Below are 22,524 nucleotides of genomic sequence, written 5' to 3'. Positions count from 1 at the left end.
GGATCTTGAAGGGCGAAGCTAACACCGCGGCCCCGGCGTCGCTAGCACGTCGCCGGGGCCGCGGGTCTTGTCATCGACGATTACTTCGCCAGATAGGCGTCATAGATCGTCTGGGTCAGCGAGCCGCCCTTCTTGTCCACGGCCTTCGCCTTGAACGAGACGGTCTTGCCCGCCGCCGGGGTCTTCACCTTCACCGCGCCCTTCTTCACGGTGAGCTTCGACCAGGTCTTGCCGCCGTCGTACGAGCCGTACACGGCCAGCGACTCAAGGCCGGAACCCGCCACAGCACCCTGAACGGTGACCGGCACGGTGAGCGTGCTGTTCGCCTTCGCCGTGCTGTCCGCCGCCAGGCCCGGTGAGAAACGGACGGCCGAGGCCGGCAGCTTCGTCTTCTTCGACGTCTTGGCCGACGTGAAGGACCAGCTCGCCGTCACCTTCGGCGACACGGACGCGACCTTCTTCGCGGCCCGGTCGATCGTCGCCGTCAGCCTGTACTTCGCCTCCCCCGAAGGGAGCTTGAAGGTCAGGAAACCGGACGGCGGCATGGTGCTGGTGGCGTACTTCTTGCCGTTGCGGTACAGCGTGGTCGTCGCCTTGTCGTACAGCGAGCTGCCCGTGTGGTTCTTGCCGTCCGCGAGCAGCGGCACCTTCGGGGTGAGCGTGTTGCCCTTGCGGGAGATGCCGAAGCCGCTGTTCAGCTTGGGCCCGAAGACGCCCACGTTGAAGGTCTTCGAGTAGCTCTTGCCCGGGGTGTAAGCCTGGCCCGGCGTGAGGGCATACGTGACCTCCGGCTCCGGCTCCTCTTCCGGATCCTCGGAGGGCAGTGCCTGCGCGAAGTCGATGTCCCACACCAGGCCCGTCTCACCGCCCAGATAGAGCGTGCTGTCGTGCGGCAGCTCGCGCGTGTACTGCGTGGCGGGGGGTCCGATGGCCCCGATCCGGCCCATCGGAGTCACCCAGCCGATCTTGCCCGGCAGCGAGGCGCCGAGCCGCACCGACACCTTCGCCAGATCCTCGACCCCCGGGTGCCGGACGAACCCGGTGGCCAGCCGGCTCACCTTGGAGCTGTACACGAGGTGATACTCGGGACCGTCCGCGCCGCTCCTGAAGTACGCCGGGAAGGACTGGGTCAGCGAGCCCTCGAGCGCCTCCGCGCCGATGTGCGCGGTGCGGAAGTCCGCATAGCTCTGCACCCACATGTTGAAGCCGATGCCGCCGTTCTCGCTCTCCACCGCGAAGCCCGCGGGTGCGAAGGTGCCTTCGGCCTTCTTGTCGGGGACGGTGATGTCCACCGGCTTGGCCGTCCTGGCGTCCAGCGTCACCGTCTGTGTCCTGGTGACGTTGAGGTTCGGGGCGCCGAGCCAGTCGCCGCCCTTCGGGAGGGCGTCCTCTCCGGTGGCGGAGGGCAGGAACGCGGACATCGCGTACCGGGCCTTCGGCAGCCGGACGGTGACGGTCTCCTTCTGGGGCAGATTGATCGCCCTGCCGCCCGGGGGCCCGCCCTCGTACGCGAAGAGCGTGGTCTTGAAGCCGGCCGTCGGCTTCCCCTCGCGGTCGAGGTTCTTGAAGGTCACGTCGTACGACTCCACCTCGAGCTCCACGCCGCCCGCGGTACCTACGGACTGGCCGTCGCCGGTGGCGGTGACGTAGGCGCTGTAAAAGCCGTGCAGGCTGCCGCCGGAGCGGGTGTCGGCCGTCGCGGTCACCTCGGCGGTGCCGCCGGCGGGGACCGTGACCTCCTCCTTGTTCAGCTTGAACATGCCGGCCGGGGCCGGCTTGCTCTCGGGGTCGAGGCCGCTGACCGCGAGCTTCAGCGTGACGTCCTTTGTGCCGGTGTTGCGGTACGTGACGGGCTTCGACACCGGCTCGGCGTCAGCGTGCGGCCACTTCTGCTGGCCGAAGCTGATCGACACCGGGCCGGCGTACACCGTCTGCTTGATCGCCTGGGCTACGTCGAGACGGCCGCAACCCTGCTGGACGGCGGTGTGCTCGCCGGCCTTGGTGGAGGCGGTCAGCGCGCCCTTGAGCTCCTGACCGGTCCAGTCGGGGTGCTGCTGCGCCAGCAGCGCGGCGGCGCCGGCGACATGCGGGGTGGCCATGGACGTACCGGAGATCGTCATATAGCCCGGCGGCATCTGGCCGACTTCCTGCTCGAGGACGCTGCCGGGTGCCGCGGCGGCGGTGGTGTCCACGCCGGGGGCGGTGAGGTCCGGCTTGACGGCGAAGTCGCCGACGCGCGGGCCGCGCGAGGAGAACACCGCGAGCTTGTCCGCGTCGTCCACGGCGCCGACGGTGAGGGCGGCGTCGGCGCTGCCCGGGGAGCCGATGGTGCCGTTGCCGCCGTAGCCGGAATTGCCCGCGGCGACGGCGAAGAGCACGCCCTTGTCCTTGGAGAGCGCGTTGACGGCCGCCTCCAGCGGGTCCAGCTCGGGGGTGTCCCCGCCGCTGAGGCTGAGGTTGATGATGTCGGCGCCCTCGCCAATGGCCCATTCGGCGCCGGCGATGACGCCGGAGGCCTCGCCGGAGCTCTTGTCGTCGAGCACCTTGCCCGCGATGATCTTCGCCCCGGGGGCGACGCCCTTGTGCGTGCCGCCGGACTTCGCGCCCGTACCGGCGGCGATGGAGGCGACGTGAGTGCCGTGGCCGTAGTGGTCCTTGGCGTCCGGGGACTCCGAGAAGTTCTTCTCGGCGACGACCTGTCCGGCGAGGTCCGGGTGGGTGGCGTCCACCCCGGTGTCCAGCACCGCGATCTTGATGCCCTTACCGTCGTAACCGGCCTGCCAGGCGGCCGGGGCGCCGATCTGCGGGACGCTCTTGTCGAGGCTGGCCTTGCGGATACTGTCGAGCCAGACGTGCTTGACGCCGGAGGCGGCGGCCTTGGGCGCGGGCGAGTTGGCGGGGCCGCGGGTCAGGGCAGCCCAGGAGGCGCCCGCGTCGGCCTTCTTGACCGTGACGGCCTCGGCTCCGATGGCGGGCAGCTCGTGCTTGACGTCGGTGCCGGGGGCGCTCTTCAGGTCCGCTTCGGCGGCCGAGCCCTTCCCCTTGTATCCGACGATGACGTCGAGGCTCGTGGCCTGCCGCTTGACGTACTCCGGCTTGCTGAGCGCGGTGACGTCGAACAGCCGCCGGTCCACGGTGCCGTCCGCGACCAGGCCGCTCGCGTCCAGCGGGATCGCATAGCTGTGGCCCTTCGTCCGGTGCAGCTGCACCGGGATGCCGTCGCGCCCCTTCCCCGGGCGTACGGCGACGGCCTTGCCCTTGGCGTCGACGCCTATCCGGTCGCCGGTGAGCAGCGTGACCCACTGCTTCAGCGCGCCCTTGCCCGACAACGACGAAGCGGGGCTCACATCCGCCGGCCTCCCCTGGCCGGCCGCAGATGTGAGCCCCGCGGTGAGTGCTATCGCGGCCGCGGCGGCGGTGGCGGCCGCCGAGGCTCTCTTCACTTTTGCCTGTCTGTTCACGGATTCCCCTCCTGGTCCGGCCCGCCGTGGTCAGTGGCGGACAACACGGTTCTCATGAGTATTTGTCAGAAACTCATGGAACAGTTCGATCCAATTGGGGAGATACGCATGATCTGGACTAATAGCCAACACGCGCGGCCCCGGCGTCGCTAGCACGTCGCCGGGGCCGCGGGTCTTACTGACAGGTACTGCTACTTCGCCACGTAGGCGTCATAGATCGTCTGGCTCAGCGAGCTGCCGTTCTTGGCCACCGCCGACGCCTTGAAGGACACGGTCTGCCCCGCCGCCGGGGTCTTCACCTTCACCGCGCCCTTCTTCACGGTGAGCTTCGACCACTTCTTGCCGCCGTCGTACGAGGCGTACACCGTCAGCGACTTGAGCTGCTTGCCGGCCGCCGTGCCCTGGACCGTGACCGGCACGGTGAGCGTCTTGCCCGCCTTGGCGGTGCTGTCCGGCGCCAGCTCCGGCGAGAAGCGGACCGCCGAGGCGGACAGCTTCGTCTTCTTGGCCGTCTTCGCCGAGGTGAAGGACCAGCTCGCGGTCACCTTCGGGGACACCGCCGCGACCTTCTTCGCCTTCCGGTCGACCGTCGCCGTCAGCTTGTACTTCGCCTTGCCCGCGGGCAGCTTGAAGGACAGGTCACCGAACGGCGGCTTCTTGCTGGAGGCCAGCTTCTTGCCATTGCGGTAGAGCGTCGTGGTCGCCGAGTCGTACAGCGAGTTGCCGCTGTGGTTCTTGCCGTCCGCGAAGAGCGGCACCAGCGCGGTGAGGGTGTTGCCCTTGCGGAACAGACCCTGGCTGCTGTTGAGCTTCGGGCCGAAGACCCCGGTGTTGAAGACCTTCGCGTAGCTCTTGCCCGCGGCGTAGCGCTTGCCTGGGATGAAGTACCAGGCTTCGGTGATCGGCCAGCCGTCCTCGTCCAGCTCTCCGGTCTGGTTGAGTTCCAGCATCCACTCGGCCGTCTGCGAGCCGCCCAGGTAGAGCGTGCTCTCGTACGGCAGCTTGCGGTCGTACGAGATCGCGGTGCCGCCGGACGAGCCCGGCACGTACGCCATCGCCATCAGATGGCCGGACTTGCCCGCCATCGACGCGCCGAGCACGGCCGTCACCTTCGCCAGGTCGCGCTTGCCCGCGTGCCGGACGAACCCGTCGGCCAGCCGGCTGACCTTGCCGCCGTACACGAGGTGGTACTCGGGTCCGTCCTCGCCGCTCCGGAAGTACGCCGGGAACGCCTGGTACAGGCTGCCCTTGAGGGGCGCCGCGCCCGCGTGCGCGCTGCGGAAGCCGTCGTAGTCATTCATCCAGATGCCGAAAGAGATGCCCCCGTCGGCCCCGTCCACACTGAACTCGGGGGCGGCGAAGGTCGATTCGGCCTTCTTGTCCGGCACCGTGATGTCGACGGGCTTGGCCGTGCGGGCGTCCAGCGTCAGCGTCTGCTTCTTGCTGACGTTGAGGTGCGGCACCCCCAGCCAGTCGCCGCCGTCCCACTTGGCTTCCTCGCCCCTGGCCACGGGCAGGATCGAGGACATCGCGTACCGGCCCTTCGGGAGCCGGACGGTAACGGTCTCCTTGAGCGGCAGCTCCATGAAGTCGCCCGCGCCAGGACCCTCGTAGCCGAAGAGCGTGCTCTCGAAGGCGGCCGTCGGCTTGCCGTCGCGGTCGAGGTTCTTGAAGGTCACCTCGTACGACTCGACCTCGCGCTCCACACCGCCCGCGACGCGCACGGTCTGGCCGCCGCCGGTCCCCGTCACATACGCGCTGTAGGCGCCGTTGACCGAGCCGCCGAGCCGGGTGTCGGCCGTGGCGGTGACGTCGGCGGTGTCGCCCGCGGGGACGGTGACCTCCTTCTTGTCCAGCTTGAAGAAGCCGGCGGGGGCCGCCTTGCCCTTCGGGTCGAGGCCGGTCACGGCCAGCTTCAGGGTGACGTCCTTGGCGCCGGTGTTGCGGTACGTGACCTTCTTCGAGACCGGCTTGTCGTCCGTGTGCGGCCACTCCTGCTTGCCGAAGTTGAACGACACCGGGTCGGCGTACACGGACTGGGTGATCGCCTTCGCGACGTCGACGCGGCCCGAACCCTGCTGGAACGCGGAGTACTTGCCGGCCTTGGTGGAGCCGGTCAGCACGCCCTTGAGCTGATCGCCCTTCCAGTCCGGGTGCTGCTGCTTCAGCAGCGCCGCGGCGCCCGCGACATGCGGGGTGGCCATCGACGTACCGGAGATGGTCAGGTAGCCGTCCGGCTTCTGGCCGACCTCCTGCTCGATGACGCTGCCCGGGGCCGCGGCGGCCGTGGTGTTCACGCCGGGCGCGGTGAGGTCGGGCTTCACGCCGCCGTCGCCGATCCGCGGGCCGCGGGAGGAGAAGGGGGCGAGCTTGTCGGCGTCGTCCACGGCGCCGACCGTGAGCGCGGCGTCGGCGCTGCCCGGGGAGTCGATGGTGCCGGCGCCCCCATAGCCGGAATTGCCCGCCGCCACGGCGAAGAGCACGCCCTTGTCCTTGGAGATCTCGTTGACCGCCGCTTCGAGCGGGTCGAGCTCGGGGGTGTCCCCGCCGCCGAGGCTGAAGTTGATGATGTCGGCGCCCTCGGCGACGGCCCATTCGGCCGCCGCGATGATGCCGGAGTCCTCCCCGTAGCCGTCGTCGTTGAGCACCTTCCCCGCGATCAGCTTCGCGCCGGGAGCGACGCCCTTGTACGTGCCGCCCCCCTTGGCGCCCGTACCGGCGGCGATGGAGGCGACGTGGGTGCCGTGGCCGTAGCGGTCCTTGGCGTCCGGGGCGTCGGAGAAGTTCTTCTCGGCGACGACCTGGCCCGCCAGGTCCGGGTGGGTGGCGTCGACGCCGGTGTCCAGCACGCCGATCGTGATGCCCTTGCCGTCGTAACCGGCCTTCCAGGCGGCCGGGGCGCCGATCTGCGGGACGCTCTTGTCGAGGCTCGCCTTGCGTACGCCGTCCAGCCAGACCCGCTTGACGCCGGAGGCCGCGGCCTTGGGCGCGGGCGAATCGGCGGGGCCGCGGGTCAGGGCCGCCCAGGAGGCGCCGGCGTCGGCCTTCCGCACCCGTACGGCCTGGGCGTCGATGGCCGGCAGCTCGCGCTTCGTCGTCGTGCCGGGCGCCTTCTTCAAGTCGGCCTCGGCGGCCGGGGCTTCGCCCTTGTAGCCGACGATGACACCGAGGCTCTTGGCCTGGGCGCGGACGTATTCGGGCCTGCTGAGCGTGGTGACGTCGAACAGCCGCCGGTCCACGGTGCCGCCCGCGACCAGCCGGCTCGCGTCCAGCGGGATCGCGTAGCTGTGGCCCTTGGCCTTCTGGATCTGCACCGGGATCTTCGCACGCCCCTCCCCCGGGCGTACGGCGACGGCGTTGCCCTTGGCGTCCACGCCTATTCGGTCGCCGGTGATCAGCGTGACCCACTGCTTCACCTGGCCGCCCCGTCCGGCAGCGGGCGCATCCTTCCCCGCAGCAAAAGCGGGGCCCACGTCTGCCGACGTGAGCCCCGCGGTGACCGCCACCGCCGCTGTTGCGGCGATTGTGGCGGCCCAGGTTCTCTTTACTCGTGCCCGTCTTTTCACGGATCCCCTCCTGGTCGCTGGCCCGCCGTGGTCAGCGGCGGGCGACACGGTTCTCACGAGTATTCACCCGGAACTCGGGGAACAGTTCCGTCCAGTTGGGGAGATTGGCATGGTCCTGACCTATGGCGTCCGTTCTGTCACCTTCAGCCGTCCGTTGTTGATGACCGCCAGCCGCGGTGCCCGCCGGGCGATCGAGCTGTCGTGCGTGACCAGGACGAAGGTGAGGCCGCGGTCCTTCCACAGGCCGGCGAGCAGGCCCATGATCTCGTCGCGGGTGTCCTCGTCGAGATTGCCGGTCGGCTCGTCGGCCAGGAGCACCTTCGGCTCCTTGACCAGCGCGCGGGCGATGGCGACGCGCTGCTGCTGGCCGCCGGACAGCTCCGACGGCAGATGCCTGAGGCGGTCGCCGAGCCCGACCAGCTGCAGGGCCTCGGCGGCGCGCTTCCGCCGGGCGGCGGGCTTGACGCCCAGGGGGACGAGCGCGGTCTCCACGTTCTCCTGGGCGCTGAGGGTGGGGATGAGGTTGAAGCTCTGGAAGACGAAGCCGATGGTGGCGGCCCGTACCTTCGTCAGCTTCGCCTCGCTGAGGCGGGCCAGGTCGGTGCCGTCGATGGAGACAGAGCCCGCGGTGGGCCGGTCCAGGGCGCCGAGCATCTGCAGCAGCGTGGACTTGCCGCCTCCGGTGGGGCCCTGGACGACGAGCTGGTCGCCCGTGGCGATGGTGAGGTCGACGCCTTCGAGGGCGTTGATGGTCTGCTTGCCGCGCTGGTAGCGCTTGGTGACAGTGGTCAGCTGATACATGGATTCCGTAACTCCCTTTACTCAACCCGCCGAAGCGCGTCCGCAGGACGCAGCCTTGCCGCCCGCCAGCCGCCGAAGCAGCCCGCGATGATCCCGCCGGCCGCGGCCAGCACCACCGCCAGCACGATCACCGAGAGCGTGACCGGCGCCTTCAGCGCGATGTCCACCGACTGCTGCGCGCCCTCCCCGAGCTGCTGCGCGATGCCACCGCCGCCGGGACCGCCGCCCTGACCGGGACCGCCCGGCTGCTCGCCACCGGTCGTCGCGGTCAGCGTCGGCGCCACCGTCGATACGATCCACGCCCCCGCGAGGCCCAGGCCGATGCCCAGGGCACCGCCGAGGACGCCGTTGGCGAAGGCCTCGCCCATCACCTGCCGCACCACCCGGCCGCTGCGCCAGCCGACGGCCTTGAGGGTGCCGAACTCCCGTACCCGCCGCGACACCGCCGACATCGTCAGCAGTCCGGCGAGCAGGAAGGCGGCGACCAGGACCGCGATGGAGAGCCACTTGCCGATGTTGGTGGCGAGGTTGGAGGCGGTGGAGAGATTGCCGGAGACCTGCTCGGCGAGGTCGGCGGCGCTGGTGACCGTGGCCCCGTCGACGTTCTCGGAGATCGCCTTCTTGACCGCCGGGATGGCGTCGGAGCTGTCGGCCTTGACGTAGACCTTCGAGACCTTGCCCTTCATATCGGCATCGGCGAGCTTTTGGGCCTGGGCGAGGGGGATGTAGACGTTGGAGGTCGAGGCGCCGGTGTCCGCCGTGGCGATGCCCGCGACCTCGAACTTCTTGCCCTTGATGGTGACCTTGTCGCCGACCGCGAGGTCCTTGTCCTTCGCGTACGCGCTGTCCACCACGGCCTTGAGGGCTTCGGTGTCCGTGGCCGCGAAGTTCGCGCCCTTGCTGATCTTCGAGGAGGACAGCGGGCCGACGCTCAGCGCGCTGACGTCGACGCCCATCACGGTGAAGGTCTCGGTCTCGATGTCGGCGCCGCCGCCCCCGACCCGCGGCCCGCCGCCGGAACCGGGCTTGCCCTCCTCCTTCTTCATCTCGCCGGGCTTGAAGTCCCCGGTGAACTTGATGTCGTTGAGGGCCAGCGCCCCCACCGCCGTCGCCACGCCGTCCTGGGCGGCGACCTTGTCGACGACCGAGTCGTCGAGGTTGTCGAAGCCGCCCAGCGGCATCAGCCGGTCGTCGGTCTCCGAGGCCTTCTCGCCGTCCTCACGCCCCTCGATCTTGAAGCGCTGCGGCGCGGAGCCGCCCTCCTCGGCCTTGGCTTCCTTGGCGACGGTGAGGTCGGTGCCCACGCCGTACAGCGAGTGCAGCACCTCGTCCTGGGCGTCGCGCATCCCGGTGGACACGGACGAGACGGTGATGACGAGGCCGATGCCGAGGGCCAGACCCAGGGCGACGACCAGGGCCGCCTTCCGGCGGCGGCGCAACTCGCGCCGTAGGTAGGTGAAGAACATGCCGTGGAAGCTACGGAGGCAGCTTTACGGAACCCTTAGGCCGCCCTGAAAGGGACATGAGAAAGGGCCCCGCCGCTGCGGGGCCCTTCTCGGTGAAGCGATGTGCGTGGCGGTCAGCCGTTCAGCGCGCTGCCCGCGGTCCACTCCGACCAGCTCATGTTCCAGCCGCTGAGGCCGTTGTCCGCCTGGATGTCCTTGTCCGGCGAGTTCTTGACCTCGACGATGTCGCCGATCTTGGACTTGCCGTAGAACCAGGCGCCCGGCGTGGACGAGTCGTTCGCGCCCTTCACGTCCGACAGGCCGACGCAGCCGTGGCTGGTGTTGGCGGAGCCGAAGATGCCCTTGCCCCAGTAGTTGCCGTGGATGAAGGTGCCCGACTGGGACAGCCGCATCGCGTGCGGGACGTCGGGGATGTCGTACTCGCCCTTGCCGTCGTCGTCGGTGAAGCCGACGGTGGAGCCGTCCATCCGGGTCTCCTTGTACATCTCGGAGACCACCATCTGCCCGTTGTACGTGGGGTTCTCGGGCGAGCCGGCGGAGATCGGGACGGTCTTGATGACCTTGCCGTTCTCGGTGACGGTCATCTTCTTGGTCTTCACGTCGACGGTGGAGACCATCGCCGAGCCGATCGTGTAGGTGACCGTACGGTCCTGCACGCCGTACACGCCGTCGGAGCCCTCGACGCCGTCGAGGTTCAGCTTCAGGGTGACCTTGGTGCCGGACTTGAAGTAGTTCTGCGGCCGCAGGTCGAGGCGCTGGTCGCCGAACCAGTGGCCGACGACCTCGTCGCCGGAGCTGGTGTTGACCGAGATCTTCTTCTCGACGTCGGCCTTGTTCTTGATCGGCTTGTCGAACTGGATCGACGGATACATACCGACGCCGACCGTCTCGCCCTCCATGTTGTTCTGGAAGGAGCCGATGAAGCTGTTCTTCGGCGAGACCGTGGTGAAGGCGGCATGATCGGTGCTGCTGCGGCCCTCGGAGTCCTTCGCCTTCGCGGTGATCTCGTAGTCGGTCGCCCGCTCCAGCTGGCCGTCCGGCTTCCAGCTCTTGCCGCCGGCGGAGATCGTGCCCTCGATCTGCTTGCCGGTCTCGGTGTCCTTCAGGACCACCTCGGTCAGCTTGCCGCCCTTGACACTCACCTTGGTGTCGCGGTTGATGCCGACGTTGTCGGCTCCCTCTTTCGGGGATATGGATATCTGCGCTTCGGAGGCGTTCTTCTTGGCGGCATCGTCCACATCGGACGTGTCCTTCCCCTGCGCGCCGGCATCGCCGCCCCCGCCGCACGCCGTCAACGCGATCGCCGCTGCCGCCAGGACAGCAGTGCTGCCCAGTGCGGTACGACGCCTACGGGGAAGCTTTATCGCCATCAACACGCTCTCCGTCACCACTCGACCACCATCGGTACGCAATGAGCCTTCCGGTCGCAATGCCCGGCTCGTACCGCATAAACGCCGAAAGTACTCCTTGCCGTTCCACCGCCGGGGAAACTGTGGTCCAGGCCACGTATCGACGCGGGAATTCGAGGTCACTACCATCGGCCCGACTGCTGTCGCACAAGGAGACGCCTGCCACGTGTCCGCTAGTTCCGTCCCCCAGTCCCCCTCGCACCGCCGCAGCCGCCGGCCGCTGCTCATCCCCGCCGGGGCCGCCGCGGCGCTGCTGACCGGTCTGTTCTTCATCCCCTCCGCGACCGCGGGGCCCGACAGCGGCCCGGCCCGCAGCGCCGCCGCCGCGCAGCAGAAGGCGGGCGACGGCGTCCGGGAGGCCGCCCGGCACCCGTACTCGGCGGGGCCGCGCGCCGGCCTGGACACGGGCTCGTATCTGGCCGGCGGGGCGACCTGCCTGGTCGTCGGGTCCGGGATGGCCGTCTACGTGCTGCGCCGCAACCGCGCGGGCACGGCCCCGGATTCCGGGCTCAGGCCAGCGGGCCAGTAACGCCCTCGGCCGCCTCGGCAAGCCGGCCCGACCGTACGAAACCCTCCGCGGCCGCCAGGTCCGGCGACAGGAAGCGGTCCTCGCCCGGGCCCTGGACGCCCGCGTCGCGCACCGCGCGCAGGATCGCCGTGGTGGCGGGCGCCGGGGTGAGGCCCTCGCGCAGCTCGACGGCGCGGGTGGCCGCGTAGAGCTCGACCGCGATCACGCGGGCCAGATTCTCCACGGCGGTACGCAGCTTGCGGGCCGCGGACCAGCCCATCGAGACGTGGTCCTCCTGCATCGCCGAGGACGGGATGGAGTCCGCGGACGCCGGTACGGCCAGCCGCTTCAACTCGCTGACCAGGGCGGCCTGCGTGTACTGCGCGATCATCAGGCCCGAGTCCACACCCGGGTCGCCGGCCAGGAAGGCGGGCAGGCCGTGGCTGCGGTTCTTGTCCAGCAGCCGGTCGGTGCGGCGCTCGGCGATGGAGGCCAGGTCGGCGGCGGCGATGGCGAGGAAGTCCAGGACGTACCCGACCGGGGCGCCGTGGAAGTTGCCGTTGGACTCGACCCGGCCGTCCGCGAGCACGACGGGGTTGTCGACGGCGGCGGCCAGCTCGCGGTCCGCGACCAGGCGGGCGTGCGCGAGGGTGTCGCGCCCGGCGCCGGCGACCTGCGGGGCGCAGCGTACGGAATAGGCGTCCTGGACGCGGGGGGCGTCGTCCTGGTGGTGCCCGGTCAGGCCCGAACCCTGAAGCACCTTCAGCATGTTGGCGGCGGAGGCGGCCTGGCCCGGGTGCGGGCGGATGGCGTGCAGCTCGGGGGCGAGGACCTTGTCGGTGCCGAGCAGCGCCTCCATCGTCAGCGCGGCGGTGATGTCGGCGGCGGTGTAGAGCCGGTCCAGGTCGGAAAGGGCCATGACCAGCATGCCGAGCATGCCGTCGGTGCCGTTGAGCAGCGCCAGGCCCTCCTTCTCGCGCAGCTCCACGGGCGTGAGGCCGTGCTCGGCGAGCAGCTCACCGGCGGGCTTGACGGCGCCGTCCGGGCCCTCCGCGTCGCCCTCGCCCATCAGCGCCAGCGCGCAGTGCGACAGCGGCGCCAGGTCGCCGGAGCAGCCGAGCGAGCCGTACTCGTGCACGACGGGGGTGATGCCCGCGTTCAGCATCCCGGCCATGGCCTGGGCGACCTCGGGCCGTACGCCGGTGTGGCCCGAGGCGACGGTCTTCAGGCGCAGGAACATCAGCGCCCGGACCACCTCGCGCTCGACCCGCGGGCCCATGCCGGCGGCGTGCGAGCGGACGATGTTGCGCTGCAGCTGGGCGCGCAGCTCCGGGCTGATGTGGCGGACGGCGAGGGCGCCGAAGCCGGTGGAGACGCCGTAGACCGGCTCGGGCTTGGCGGCGAGGTCGTCGATGGTGCGGCGGGCCGCCTTGAGGGCGGCCAGGGCATCGTCGGACAGCTCAATGTGTGCCCCGTGCCGGGCAACGGCGACGACGTCGGCGGCGGTGACGCCTGCGGACCCCAGGACGACAGTGTGCATACTCATATTCAGGCACCTTAGAGAATGAATTTCGATGCGTCAGCACCGCCCCCGGAACGAGCGCCGCTCACCGTCCTCTCCGTAGTCGGGTGCGGTGTCGGCGAGGTGCACCACCTTCTCGTCCCGCCCCGCCACTACGGGCTTCGCCGCCCGGGCCGCTTTGGCCTGGTACTGCGCGGCGTCGGCGAGCCGGAACAGCCGCCGGGCGCTGCGTACCGGGCCGATCGGGTCCCCGGTGGAGGCGATCCCGCACGCCACTCCCTCACCGAGTTCCAGCTCCGCGGCCCGTACACACAGCTCCTCGGCGGCCCGTACCACCTCGTCCGCCGACGGGCCGACCGCGAGCAGGCAGAACTCGTCGCCGCCGAGCCGGGCGGCGAGGGTGCCGGGGAGGCTGGCGCCGTAGAGGGAGAGCAGCGAGCCGAAGCGCTCCAGGAGGCGGTCACCGCTGGCGTGGCCGAGGGAGTCGTTGACCTGCTTGAGGCCGTTGAGATCGCAGACGGCGAGGGTGACGACCGTGCCCTCACCGCGGTGCCGGCGGATCGCGTCCTGCAGCGTCGCGTCCACCGCGCGGCGGTTGGCGAGGCCGGTGAGCGGGTCGGTGAAGGCCAGCCGGCGGGCCTCCTCGAGCCGCTCGGTCTGGGCGACGCCCGCGGCCACGACGGCCGCGAGCCCGCCCGCGAAGTCCGCCTCGGCGGCGGTGAAGATCCGGGCACCGACGGGCCGGGCCACGTACAACTCTCCCCAGGCCCGCCCGTGCGCGATGACGGGCGCGATCACGCAGCTGCCGCGCCGACGCCGCGCGAGGGCGGCCGCGCGCGGCGAGTCCCCGTCGGCGGTGACGACCCAGGGGCGCGGCTGCGCGCCGCCGTCAGGCCCGGCGATCTCCGGGAAGTCGTGCACCGCGTACGACTCGTCCTCGGGGAACTCCTCCTCCCCCGGCGCCCGCTCCCCGGCATTGACCAGCACCCGCAGCCGCCCCCGCTCCCGCTCCCATACGCAGATCGCGGCGAAGCTCCCGCCGAGCGCGCCCCGGGCGGCTTCAGCGGCGGCCCGCAGGGCGTCGCGGTGGGTGACGGCGGCGGCCATGACCCGGGCGAGCTCCACGACGCAGCGCAGCTGCTCGGCTCCGGCGCCATGGGCGCTTTGGGGTTCCACACTCCACAGCCTAGGAACGATTGCCGCGTTTCGGACACCGGACACCCTGCGGGCCGGGTCAAGGCGGGCCGGATGCGCCGCGCCGACGCCGTACCGGTGGTGCTCCTCAGGGTCCGCCGCGTTCCCAGCGCGACGGGGCATAGCCGGTTTGTTCGCGGATGCGCTGGGCGGCGGAGGTGTGCTGGGCTGCCGCCGTCCGGTCGCCGGTGGTGTGGGCGTGGGCGGCAAGGGCGGTCAGCGCGCGGTACTCGGACAGCAGCAGCTGCAGGTCGCGAGCCGTGGCCAGTGCCGCCCGGGCGTCTTCAGCCGCCCTGGTCGCGTCGCCCGCCGTGAGGCGGATGCGGGCCAGCGCGGCGCGAGCGTCGGCTTCCTGGTGGCGGAAGCCGTGGCGGCGGGCGAGGGCGAGGGCTTCCGCCAGGTGCTCGGTGGCGCGTTCCGGGTCGCCGCGCAGGGCGTGCTGTTCGGCCAGGTTGATCAGGCAGTCCACCTGTGCGGACGGGTCGTTGATGGCACGCGCGGCAGCCAGCGCGCGTTCGGCGTGGGTGCGGGCGAGGTCGGTGTGGCCGGTGTCGCGGTGGATGCGCGCAAGGATCTCGTTGGCGCCGGTTTCGTTGTGCCGCTTCTGGTGCTCCTGGCACAGGCGCAGTGCCTCGGTGCCGTCGGCAAGCGCCGCTTCGTAGCGCCCGAGGCAGTGCTGGGCGAGGGCTCGATTGATCAAGGGACTGATCGCACCGATCGGGCGGCCGTGCTGATGGCAGAGGTCGATCGCCTCCGTGGTGCTGTCGAGCGCCGACTCCAGCCCGCCGAGATAGGCGCGGAGCAGACCCATCGTGTTGAGTCCGTTGGCAAGCTGCACGGGCTGGCCGATGGTCCGGAGCAGGTCGACGGCGCGTTCCTGATACTCGAATGCCCGGCGCATCTCACCACCCCGCCCATGGTGGATCGCAAGATTGGACAAGGTGGCGGCCTCGCCGGGGGCGAAGCCGGTCTGCCGGAAGCCGGCCAGTGCCCGGTGTTTGTACTCCAGTGCCTGGCGGCCGTCGCCGATGTGGTCGTACAGAACCGCGAGGTGATGCCGCATCGCGGCCTGGGCCAGCACGTCGCCCTCGCCTTCTGCCGCGCTCAGTCCGGCCGTCGTCGCCGCCTCCCACTCGGCACTGTGCTGCCGGTAGTAGAGGTACATGCGCAGCTGGTCGGCCAGCTGCCAGGCGACGTGGCGTGGGCCCGCCGCGGCGGCCCTGCGGATGACGGCGACCAGGTTGACGCGTTCTCCCTCCAGCCAGGCGAGCGCCTGGTGGCGATCGGCGAACCGGTCCGACTCACCACGCGGCCGCGGCAGCCGCATCATCCCGGCGAAGTCGAAGGCGGTGGCGGCGTCCGCGGCGGCGAGATACCAGGCGCACAGCCGCTGCCATGCCGCCTCGCGGTCCGGGTCGGCCTCCGCGCGCTCGGCCGCGTACAGGCGCAGCAGATCGTGGAACTGATACCGGTCGGCGGCGGTGCGCTGGACGAGTCCGGCCGTGGCGAGCCGGTCGAGCAGCAGCTCGGCGGCGTGCTGCTGAGCATCCAGCAGGGCCGCGGCCACCTCGACGGTGAAGTCCGGTCCCGGGTGCAGTCCGAGCAGGCCGAACAGGTGAGCCGTGGCGGGCTCCAGCGCGGCGTGGGAGTGGTCGAAGGCGGTGCGGACAGCGGCCTCGCGGTCCCCGGCGATGGACAGCTTGGCCAGCCGTCCGGCGCCGGCCAGCTCGGTCGCGTACGCCGCAAGCGAATGCCCCGGGCGGGCGGCGAGATTGGCGGCGGCGATACGCAGCGCCAGAGGCAGGCGAGCGCACAGCTCGCCCAGCCGCCCGGCCGCCCCGGGCTCGGCCCGTACCTGCCGCTCACCGAGGACGGCCGCCAGCAGGGCATCCGCCTCGGCCGGCTCGAGCACCCCGAGCCGTACGGTGCGGGCGGCATGGCTGGCGATCAGGCCGCGCAGATCCGGCCTGCTGGTGATCAGCACCGCGACACCGGCACTGCCCGGCAGCAGCGGCCGCACCTGCTCGGCGCTCGCGGCGTCGTCGAGGACCAGCAGGATCCGGCGGTCGGCCACCCGGCTGCGGAAGGCCGCCGCCCGGTCCTCCGCGGACTGCGGGACGCGGCCCGCGTCGAGTCCGGAGGCACGCAGCAGCGCGGCCAGCACTTCGGACGGATCGCGCGGCCGCCCGCTGGTGCCCTGCAGCCGTACGTACCACTGGCCGTCGGGGAAGGCGGGCCGCAGCCGGTGGCCGAGGTGTACGGCCAGGGCGCTCTTGCCCACCCCGGGAGTGCCGGACACGACTACGGGCGCCGCCCCGGGAGCGGTCAGCAACTCCTCCAGGTGCTGGAGCAGTTCACCACGCCCGACGAAGTCCGGCACCGACCACGGCAGCTGGCTCTGGACGCTCCAGGAGGCCTCCGCGGGTGGAGCGGACCGGGTCAGATTCTCGTCGCCGCCGAGAATCGCCTGGTGCAGCCGCTGCAGTTCCGCTCCCGGCTCGACGCCCAGCTCCTCGGCGAGCGTGTCGCGCATCTTCCGGTAGTGGGCGAGGGCGTCGACCTGCCGGCCGCAGCGGTAGAGAGCGAGCATGTACTGGGCCGCCAGCCGCTCATCCAGCGGATGGTCGGCACTGCGCCCGGACAGTGGAGTCAGCAGCGCGGCGTGCTCGCCGAGCCGCAGCCTGCCGTCGGTGCAGGCAAGTTCCGCGGCCAGCCGCTCTTTGCCGAGAGCGTCCCGGGCGGCGTTGAACCAGGGGGTGTCCACCCCGGCGAACGGCTCGCCCCGCCACAGCGCGAGCGCCTCCTTCAGCAGCGCCACCGCCTGCTCGTCGGCGGCGGCCGTGCCGGCCTGGTCGATCAGCTGCCGGAACCGGTGCACATCCACGGTCGCCGGCTCCGCGGTGCACAGATAGCCGCCGTGGCCGCGGGCGACGCTCGCGGCCCCTTCCGGCAGCACCCGGCGCAGCCGGGAAATGTAGCTGTAGAGCGTGTCCTTGGCCCGCCGCGGGGGAGCGTCCCCCCATACCCGGTGCACCAACTGGTCCATGGACACCACCCGGCCCACGTCGGCGAGCAGGGCCGCCAGCACCGTGCGCTGCCGGCCGGACCCCAGGTCCACCGGCCCGGCAGCGGTCTGCGCGTGAATGCCGCCGAACAGCCGAAACGCTACCGTCACTTGTCCCCGCCCCGCTGAGGCCGACTCCCCTGCGCGGATTCTAGATTCCCGCAAGGTTTCTGCACGGCCCCGCCCGCATCGTGGAACCGCGGTCACCGCACGGGGGCGGTGACCGCCACAGCTTCGGGCAGGAAATCAAGGGGGATACGATCATGAAACTCCGTACCGCAGGCACCTGTTGGGGAGCCGCAACCGTCGCGCTCATCACCGCGGCGGGCCTCGGCCTGGGGGCATCGCCCGTGTCGGCTGCCGCCTCCGACGGCTACATCAGTGGAGCGGACTACTTCTTCGACGACTTCGGTGACGAGGGGACACTGTCGACCACGTCGTACAACAACTCCAACGCCACCTGCCTGTGGCAGCGGATCCTGGTCGCCGAGGGGGCCAACGTGACCAGCTCCGGCGGCAACTTCAAGGAGACCGACATGGACGGTCAGTTCGGCGCCCTGACCAGGACCGCCACCATCGACCTCCAGAAGCGCTGGGGCCTGACCGCCGATGGCAAGGTCGGCAAGGAGACGTTCGGCCGCGCGGACAAGAATCTCCGCTACGTCTCCACCCAGAGCGACCAGCTGCAGCGCCGCTACCAGTTCAGGTACGTGGGCGAGAAGAGTCAGTCGAGCGGCTTCTACCGATCGAACACCGGCCGGTGGAGCTTCTACGAGGACATGGAGCTGAAGTACGGCAGCTATACGTACAACACCTGCGACTGACACCCGGCAGACGTCACGTCGCGGACTACAGCGCGCGGGGCCTCGATCGCGCCGCTCAGACGCCCGGCCACTCCGGCGTGCGCTTCTCGTTGAAGGCCGCCACGCCCTCCGCCCGGTCGCCAGAGAAGGCCGTCGTCCGCCACGCCGCGTCCTCCAGCTCGAGACCGGCCGCAAACCCCTGCCCCCAGCCCAGCCGCAGCGCCCGCTTGGCGGCCCGCAGCCCCACCGGCGAGTTGCCCGCCATCCGCTCGGCCAGCGCCAGTGCTCCGGTACGGGCGTCCTCCACCAGCTCGTCGACCATCCCGAGCCGGAGCGCCTCCGCGGCCTCCACCCGCCGCGCGGAGAAGACGAGTTCGGCGGCGCGGGCCGCGCCCACCCGGCGCGGCAGCAGCTGGGTGCCGCCGCCGCCGGGGATGACGCCGACGGACACCTCCGGCAGCCCGACGACGGCGGTGGCGTCGGCGACGATGACATCGCAGGACAGCGCGATCTCGTAGCCACCGCCGAGCGCGAAGCCGTGCACCGCCGCGATCGCCGGCATCGGCAGCTCCAGCACCCCGCCGTACGCGGCCCGGGACCCCGGACGCGAGCGGCGGAGGTCGTCGTCCGTAAAGGAATTGCGCTCCTTGAGATCCGCGCCGACGCAGAAGGCGCGGTCGTGCGAGGAGGTGATGACGACGACGCGGGCGCTCGCGTCCTCGGCCAGCGCGCCGGTGGCTTCCGCCAGTGAGGCCGCCATCTGCGTCGAGACCGCGTTCATCGCCTTGGGCCGGTCCAGCACCAGCTCGGCGATGTGTCCGTGGCGCCGTACGACCACATGCTCGCCGTATCGCTGCTCGCTCATGGGGACCTCCTGAAGCCGACATGGGTTAACGCCGGCTAACCTACCGGCGCCGCGCCCACCCCGCGAGGGTCACTCCCGCCGCGACAGCATCCACGGCTCGACCACGCCGAGCCCACGCACCGGCCGCTGCCACATCGGCTGCAGCGCGAAGCGGTACTTCTCCTCGACGCCCGCCTCCGCCTCCTTGGCTGCCTGCGCCTCCGACTCCGGCGCCGCCCCCTCGCGCTTCAGCTCCTCCGCGAAGGCGCCATCGACGAGGACCGCGTCCCGGGGCGCTATCGAGGTGAGCCGGGCCGCGAGGTTCACGGTCGTACCGAAGACGTCTCCCATACGGGTCGTCACAGTGCCGAAGGCCATGCCGACGCGCAGCTCCGGCATCGTCTCGTCGTTCGCCATCGTCTCGATCAGCCGCAGCCCGATCTCGGCGGCGGTCCCGGCGTCGTCGGCGGAGTAGAGAACCTCATCGCCGAGTGTCTTGATCAGCCGGCCACCATGCGCGGCCACCAGATCGGCGGCCGTGGTCTCGAAGGCCTCGACCAGCTCGCCGAGCTCCTCCTCCTCCATCCGCCGGGTCAGCCGGGTGAAGCCGACGAGGTCCGCGAAGCCGACGACGAGCCGCCGCTCGCCCATCTCCTCGTCATCGGCGGCCCCGATGACCCGCCCGGTGGCCGCGGCCAGCTGCCGTCGCCACACGTAGACGAGGAACTCCTCGAGCTCCGGCAGCAGCAGCTCGACCAGCGGATACGTCATCTCCATCCGGGTCATCCCGGGCTCCTGGGGCTCGGTGAGTCCCTCCAGGAAGGAGTCGATCTGCCAGTCCGCGAGCCGCGCCGTGGTCTGCCCGGTGGACCGCGCCACCTGCACCGCCATGCCCTCGCTGAGCAGCCCGGCCTCTACGAGACCCGCGAGCCGCCGCAGGGCCAGCACATCCGCCTCGGTCAGCGCCTTGGCCTGCCCGATGTCGGCGAAGCCCATCGCGCGCCAGAACCGGGCCGCCAGATCCATCGGCACGCCTGCGGTACGGGCCGCCTGGAAGGCGGTGTAGCGCCGCGGGGCGCCGAGGATGAGCTGCTCGAGCTTGAGCGCAACGGGGTCGTCGTCGAGCCCGCCGTCCTCGGCAGGCCCGTCGGCGGGCATATCGCCCGACGGCTCGGTGCCGCTCACCGCCCCACCCCTGTCACGTGCTTACTCACTGCCCTTCCGAAATATCCGATAGCGGGCTCCGCCCGAGGGCTCCGGCACGTACCCGCCGGCGCACTCCGCCCGCGGGCGAACAGCGACCCCCACGATACGGGAAATGTGGCCCAGCTCACTCATCCGGTCCCCATACCTCCGGTACGAACCGTCAGACCCCGCGCACATGCACAATGTCGCCCGCCCCCACGGGCCGCTGCACGCCGTCGGCCGTGGCCAGCACCAGCCGCCCGTCCCCGTCGATCGCCACCGCCTCGCCGGTCAGCTCCTCGCCGCCGGGCAGCTCCGCGCGCACATCGCGCCCGAGCGTGGCGCAGCCGGCCGCGTACGCCTCCATCAGCCCGCTCGCGGCGGCGTCGCCGCCCGCCTGCTTCCAGTCGCGGTACCAGCGCTCGAGCGAGCGCAGCACGGAGCGGAGCAGCGGGTCGCGGTCGGTGCCCTTGGCGCCGGCGAGGGCGAGGGAACCGGCGGCGGGGACGGGGAGTTCGTCGGGACCGAGGGAAACATTGATGCCGATGCCGAGGACGAGCGCGTCGTCCCCCACCCGCTCGGCGAGGATGCCACCGGTCTTGCGCTCCTCGCCCTCGACGGTGACGAGAAGATCGTTCGGCCACTTCAGCGCGGTGTCGACCCCGGCCGACCGCGACAGCGCGGTCGCCGTGGCCACCCCGGCGAGCAGCGGCAGCCAGCCCCACCGCTCGACCGGCACGCCGGGCCGCAGCAGCACCGAGAAGAACAGCCCGGAGCGGGCCGGCGCACTCCACGTACGCTCCAGCCGCCCGCGCCCCTTCGCCTGCTCCTCGGCCACGAGGACGGCCCCCTCCGGCTCGCCGGCGGCGGCTCGTTCGGCGAGGTCGGTGTTGGTGGAGCCGGTGACATCGACGACATCGATGGCGGTCCACAGCGAGCCGGGCCGGAGCAGCGCCTGCCGCAGGCCGTCGACATTGAGAGGCGGGCGTTCCAGGTCGGACCAACGGTTTGCGGTCATACGCCCCAGCCTAGGCCCGAGCCTCACGCCCGCAGGAACCGGCACACACCCTCCCGCGCCTCGGCCCCCTCCGGCAGCCGGTCGGCGAAGCCGAGGAAGCCGTGGAACATCCCGTCGTAGCGCCGGTGCGTCACCGGCACCCCGGCTTCACTGAGCGCCCAGGCGTAGGCCTCGCCCTCGTCGCAGAGCGGGTCGCAGCCGGCGGTGACGATGTAGGCGGGCGGCAGGCGGGCGTGGCTGCGGGCGCGGAGGGGCGCCGCGTAGGGGTGGTCGGCGTCACGGGCGCGGGGCGCGTACTGCCGCCAGAACCACCGCAGATGAGCGGCGGTGAGGAAGCAGCCGGTGGCGTTGCGGCGGTAGGAGGGGGTGTCCTGGGCGGGGTCGAGCTGCGGATAGATCAGCACCTGGCGGCTGATGGTGGGACCGCCACGATCACGGGCCATGAGACAGCAGACGGCGGCGAGATTGCCCCCGGCGGAGTCCCCGGCGACGGCGGGCGCTCCGCCGAAGTGTTCGGCGGCCCAGCGGAGGGCGGCGTACGCGTCTTCGGCGGCGGCGGGGAAGGGGTGCTCGGGCGCGAGCCGATAGCCCACGGAGATGAGCGTCCGGCCGCTGCCGGCGGAGAGGGCGCGGGCGGTGGCGTCGTAGAGCTCGAGATCACCGAGGACGAAGCCGCCGCCGTGGAGATAGACGATGGGCCTGCCATGGCTGCCGGGGCCCGTAGGGCGATAAACGCGTACGGGGATTGCGGGCGCGCCTTCCGGGCCGGGGATCACGTCGTCGGCGACGGACGCGACATCGACGGCGTCCTTCGGCCGCGCGCCGGCGGAGGCGAGGATACGGCGGGCCTCGTGGGCATCGGTGACGCCGCCACCGAGATCGGGAAAGGCGGCACTCAGCGCACGCACCAACGGCTGAGCGTGGGACGCCAGTCGGCCCGCCCCGGGCGCGCTCATGGCGACCGCCGCTCCAGGGCTGGGCGTCGATCTCTTGTGTCCTGTGTCCATACGCTGACTCCATCTCTGTCGTGCTTCCGCTTGGCGGGCCAGTCGGTCTCCGCTTCATGGACCGTCCCGGCCCTCCGCTCTACGGACCAACTCGGACCTCCACTCCACGCGCCATCCCGGCCCTCTCCCCAGAGGGGCACCCCGGCCCTCCTCTCCATGGCCTCCCTCGGGTCTCCCCTCAGCGGGTCCAACCCGCCCTCCGCTCCACAGGGCCAACCGCTACCTCCCGTCCACGAGACGACCCAGGCCCTCCTCTCCACGGGCACCTCGGCCCTCTCCTCCACGGGTCCAACCGGCCCTCCCCTCCGCAAGGCCAACCGCTACCTCCCGTCCACGAGACGACCAAGGCCCTCCTCTCCACGGGCACCTCGGCCCGCCCCTCTTCTCTCCGCGGACCAACCGCCGCCCGGGTGCCCTGGCCCCCCGCCCCCTCTCCCTTCCGTAGCCAGCCAACCCACTGGCACCGGGACTGCCGGGAGACGGCGACGCGGCCGTCACCATCCGATGCCAAGTCCCCCGTCTCCAGCCCGGGGGCGGACGGCTTGGCATCGGATGGTGACGGCAGCGCTGCCGGGTTACGTCCGGTCCCGGTGCCGTTGGGGAGGCTGGCTACGGAAGGGAGAGGGGGCGGGGCCGGTTCCCGCGGCCGGGCGGCGGTTTCCCTGCGGGCGGAGGG

At 71.4% G+C, this 22,524-nt stretch carries 14 protein-coding genes; 2 read left to right on the top strand and 12 right to left on the bottom strand.

Features of this window, described 5'->3' with window-relative positions; translation table 11 throughout:
• Nucleotides 1-80 precede the first annotated feature (80 nt).
• The 5 genes from G5C51_RS07485 to G5C51_RS07465 form a co-directional block, all read right to left on the bottom strand.
• Nucleotides 81-3,347, bottom strand: coding sequence for a S8 family peptidase (locus G5C51_RS07485; protein ID WP_338118047.1), 3,267 nt, complete (start codon nucleotides 3,345-3,347; stop codon nucleotides 81-83).
• Nucleotides 3,348-3,652: 305 nt separating this feature from the next.
• The gene (locus tag G5C51_RS07480) at nucleotides 3,653-6,877 is read right to left on the bottom strand and encodes a S8 family peptidase (RefSeq protein ID WP_338118046.1); all 3,225 of its coding nucleotides are present in this window, start codon (nucleotides 6,875-6,877) and stop codon (nucleotides 3,653-3,655) included.
• Between the two features lie 270 nt (nucleotides 6,878-7,147).
• A complete protein-coding gene (locus G5C51_RS07475) occupies nucleotides 7,148-7,828 on the bottom strand; it encodes an ABC transporter ATP-binding protein (protein WP_165233722.1) in 681 nt (226 codons plus the stop codon).
• 17 nt (nucleotides 7,829-7,845) lie between these two features.
• Nucleotides 7,846-9,294 (bottom strand): ABC transporter permease, encoded by a 1,449-nt coding sequence (locus G5C51_RS07470; RefSeq protein WP_165233719.1) that lies wholly within the window; start codon nucleotides 9,292-9,294, stop codon nucleotides 7,846-7,848.
• Nucleotides 9,295-9,407: 113 nt separating this feature from the next.
• Entirely contained in the window at nucleotides 9,408-10,664 is a 1,257-nt protein-coding gene (locus G5C51_RS07465) for a L,D-transpeptidase (RefSeq protein ID WP_165233716.1), read from the bottom strand.
• A 205-nt stretch (nucleotides 10,665-10,869) separates the two neighbouring features.
• On the opposite strand from G5C51_RS07465, the gene G5C51_RS07460 reads away from it, so the two are divergent.
• On the top strand, nucleotides 10,870-11,232 hold the full coding sequence (locus G5C51_RS07460; protein ID WP_165233713.1) for a hypothetical protein: 363 nt from the start codon (nucleotides 10,870-10,872) through the stop codon (nucleotides 11,230-11,232).
• Here the strand turns inward: G5C51_RS07460 and hutH are convergent.
• The 3 genes from hutH to G5C51_RS07445 all read right to left on the bottom strand — a co-directional run bounded on the left by hutH (nucleotide 11,213) and on the right by G5C51_RS07445 (nucleotide 17,102).
• The gene (hutH, locus tag G5C51_RS07455) at nucleotides 11,213-12,751 is read right to left on the bottom strand and encodes a histidine ammonia-lyase (protein ID WP_165233814.1); all 1,539 of its coding nucleotides are present in this window, start codon (nucleotides 12,749-12,751) and stop codon (nucleotides 11,213-11,215) included. The two genes, G5C51_RS07460 and hutH, sit on opposite strands and share 20 nt — an antisense overlap.
• 39 nt (nucleotides 12,752-12,790) lie before the next feature.
• The gene (locus G5C51_RS07450) at nucleotides 12,791-13,840 is read right to left on the bottom strand and encodes a GGDEF domain-containing protein (RefSeq protein ID WP_165233811.1); all 1,050 of its coding nucleotides are present in this window, start codon (nucleotides 13,838-13,840) and stop codon (nucleotides 12,791-12,793) included.
• A gap of 175 nt (nucleotides 13,841-14,015) precedes the next feature.
• Complete coding sequence (locus G5C51_RS07445) at nucleotides 14,016-17,102, bottom strand: BTAD domain-containing putative transcriptional regulator (RefSeq protein ID WP_165233710.1); 3,087 nt, start codon at nucleotides 17,100-17,102, stop codon at nucleotides 14,016-14,018.
• 152 nt (nucleotides 17,103-17,254) lie between these two features.
• On the opposite strand from G5C51_RS07445, the gene G5C51_RS07440 reads away from it, so the two are divergent.
• Nucleotides 17,255-17,815 (top strand): peptidoglycan-binding domain-containing protein, encoded by a 561-nt coding sequence (locus G5C51_RS07440; protein ID WP_165233707.1) that lies wholly within the window; start codon nucleotides 17,255-17,257, stop codon nucleotides 17,813-17,815.
• A gap of 55 nt (nucleotides 17,816-17,870) precedes the next feature.
• On the opposite strand, the gene G5C51_RS07435 is transcribed toward G5C51_RS07440, so the two are convergent.
• From G5C51_RS07435 to G5C51_RS07420, 4 genes are all read right to left on the bottom strand, one after another.
• Entirely contained in the window at nucleotides 17,871-18,659 is a 789-nt protein-coding gene (locus G5C51_RS07435; RefSeq protein WP_165233704.1) for an enoyl-CoA hydratase/isomerase family protein, read from the bottom strand.
• Nucleotides 18,660-18,728: 69 nt separating this feature from the next.
• Nucleotides 18,729-19,796, bottom strand: coding sequence for an adenylate/guanylate cyclase domain-containing protein (locus G5C51_RS07430; protein WP_165233808.1), 1,068 nt, complete (start codon nucleotides 19,794-19,796; stop codon nucleotides 18,729-18,731).
• Between the two features lie 208 nt (nucleotides 19,797-20,004).
• Nucleotides 20,005-20,841: a biotin--[acetyl-CoA-carboxylase] ligase gene (locus G5C51_RS07425; protein ID WP_165233701.1), complete on the bottom strand. Its 837-nt coding sequence runs from the start codon at nucleotides 20,839-20,841 to the stop codon at nucleotides 20,005-20,007.
• Between the two features lie 23 nt (nucleotides 20,842-20,864).
• Complete coding sequence (locus tag G5C51_RS07420) at nucleotides 20,865-21,749, bottom strand: alpha/beta hydrolase (RefSeq protein ID WP_338118050.1); 885 nt, start codon at nucleotides 21,747-21,749, stop codon at nucleotides 20,865-20,867.
• Nucleotides 21,750-22,524: the final 775 nt, after the last annotated feature.

This window comes from Streptomyces coryli (genome assembly GCF_011044975.1).
GTDB classification, from domain to species: Bacteria; Actinomycetota; Actinomycetes; order Streptomycetales; family Streptomycetaceae; genus Streptomyces; species Streptomyces coryli.
This window is presented reverse-complemented; position numbering and strand designations above follow the sequence as displayed.

Coding starts and splice junctions, on each gene's coding strand:
- G5C51_RS07475 (WP_165233722.1), bottom strand. CDS start 7,828: ATGTATCAGCTGACCACTGTCACCAAGCGCTACCAGCGCGGCAAGCAG.
- G5C51_RS07470 (WP_165233719.1), bottom strand. CDS start 9,294: ATGTTCTTCACCTACCTACGGCGCGAGTTGCGCCGCCGCCGGAAGGCG.
- G5C51_RS07465 (WP_165233716.1), bottom strand. CDS start 10,664: ATGGCGATAAAGCTTCCCCGTAGGCGTCGTACCGCACTGGGCAGCACT.
- hutH (WP_165233814.1), bottom strand. CDS start 12,751: ATGCACACTGTCGTCCTGGGGTCCGCAGGCGTCACCGCCGCCGACGTC.
- G5C51_RS07450 (WP_165233811.1), bottom strand. CDS start 13,840: ATGGCCGCCGCCGTCACCCACCGCGACGCCCTGCGGGCCGCCGCTGAA.
- G5C51_RS07440 (WP_165233707.1), top strand. CDS start 17,255: ATGAAACTCCGTACCGCAGGCACCTGTTGGGGAGCCGCAACCGTCGCG.
- G5C51_RS07435 (WP_165233704.1), bottom strand. CDS start 18,659: ATGAGCGAGCAGCGATACGGCGAGCATGTGGTCGTACGGCGCCACGGA.
- G5C51_RS07430 (WP_165233808.1), bottom strand. CDS start 19,796: ATGCCCGCCGACGGGCCTGCCGAGGACGGCGGGCTCGACGACGACCCC.
- G5C51_RS07425 (WP_165233701.1), bottom strand. CDS start 20,841: ATGACCGCAAACCGTTGGTCCGACCTGGAACGCCCGCCTCTCAATGTC.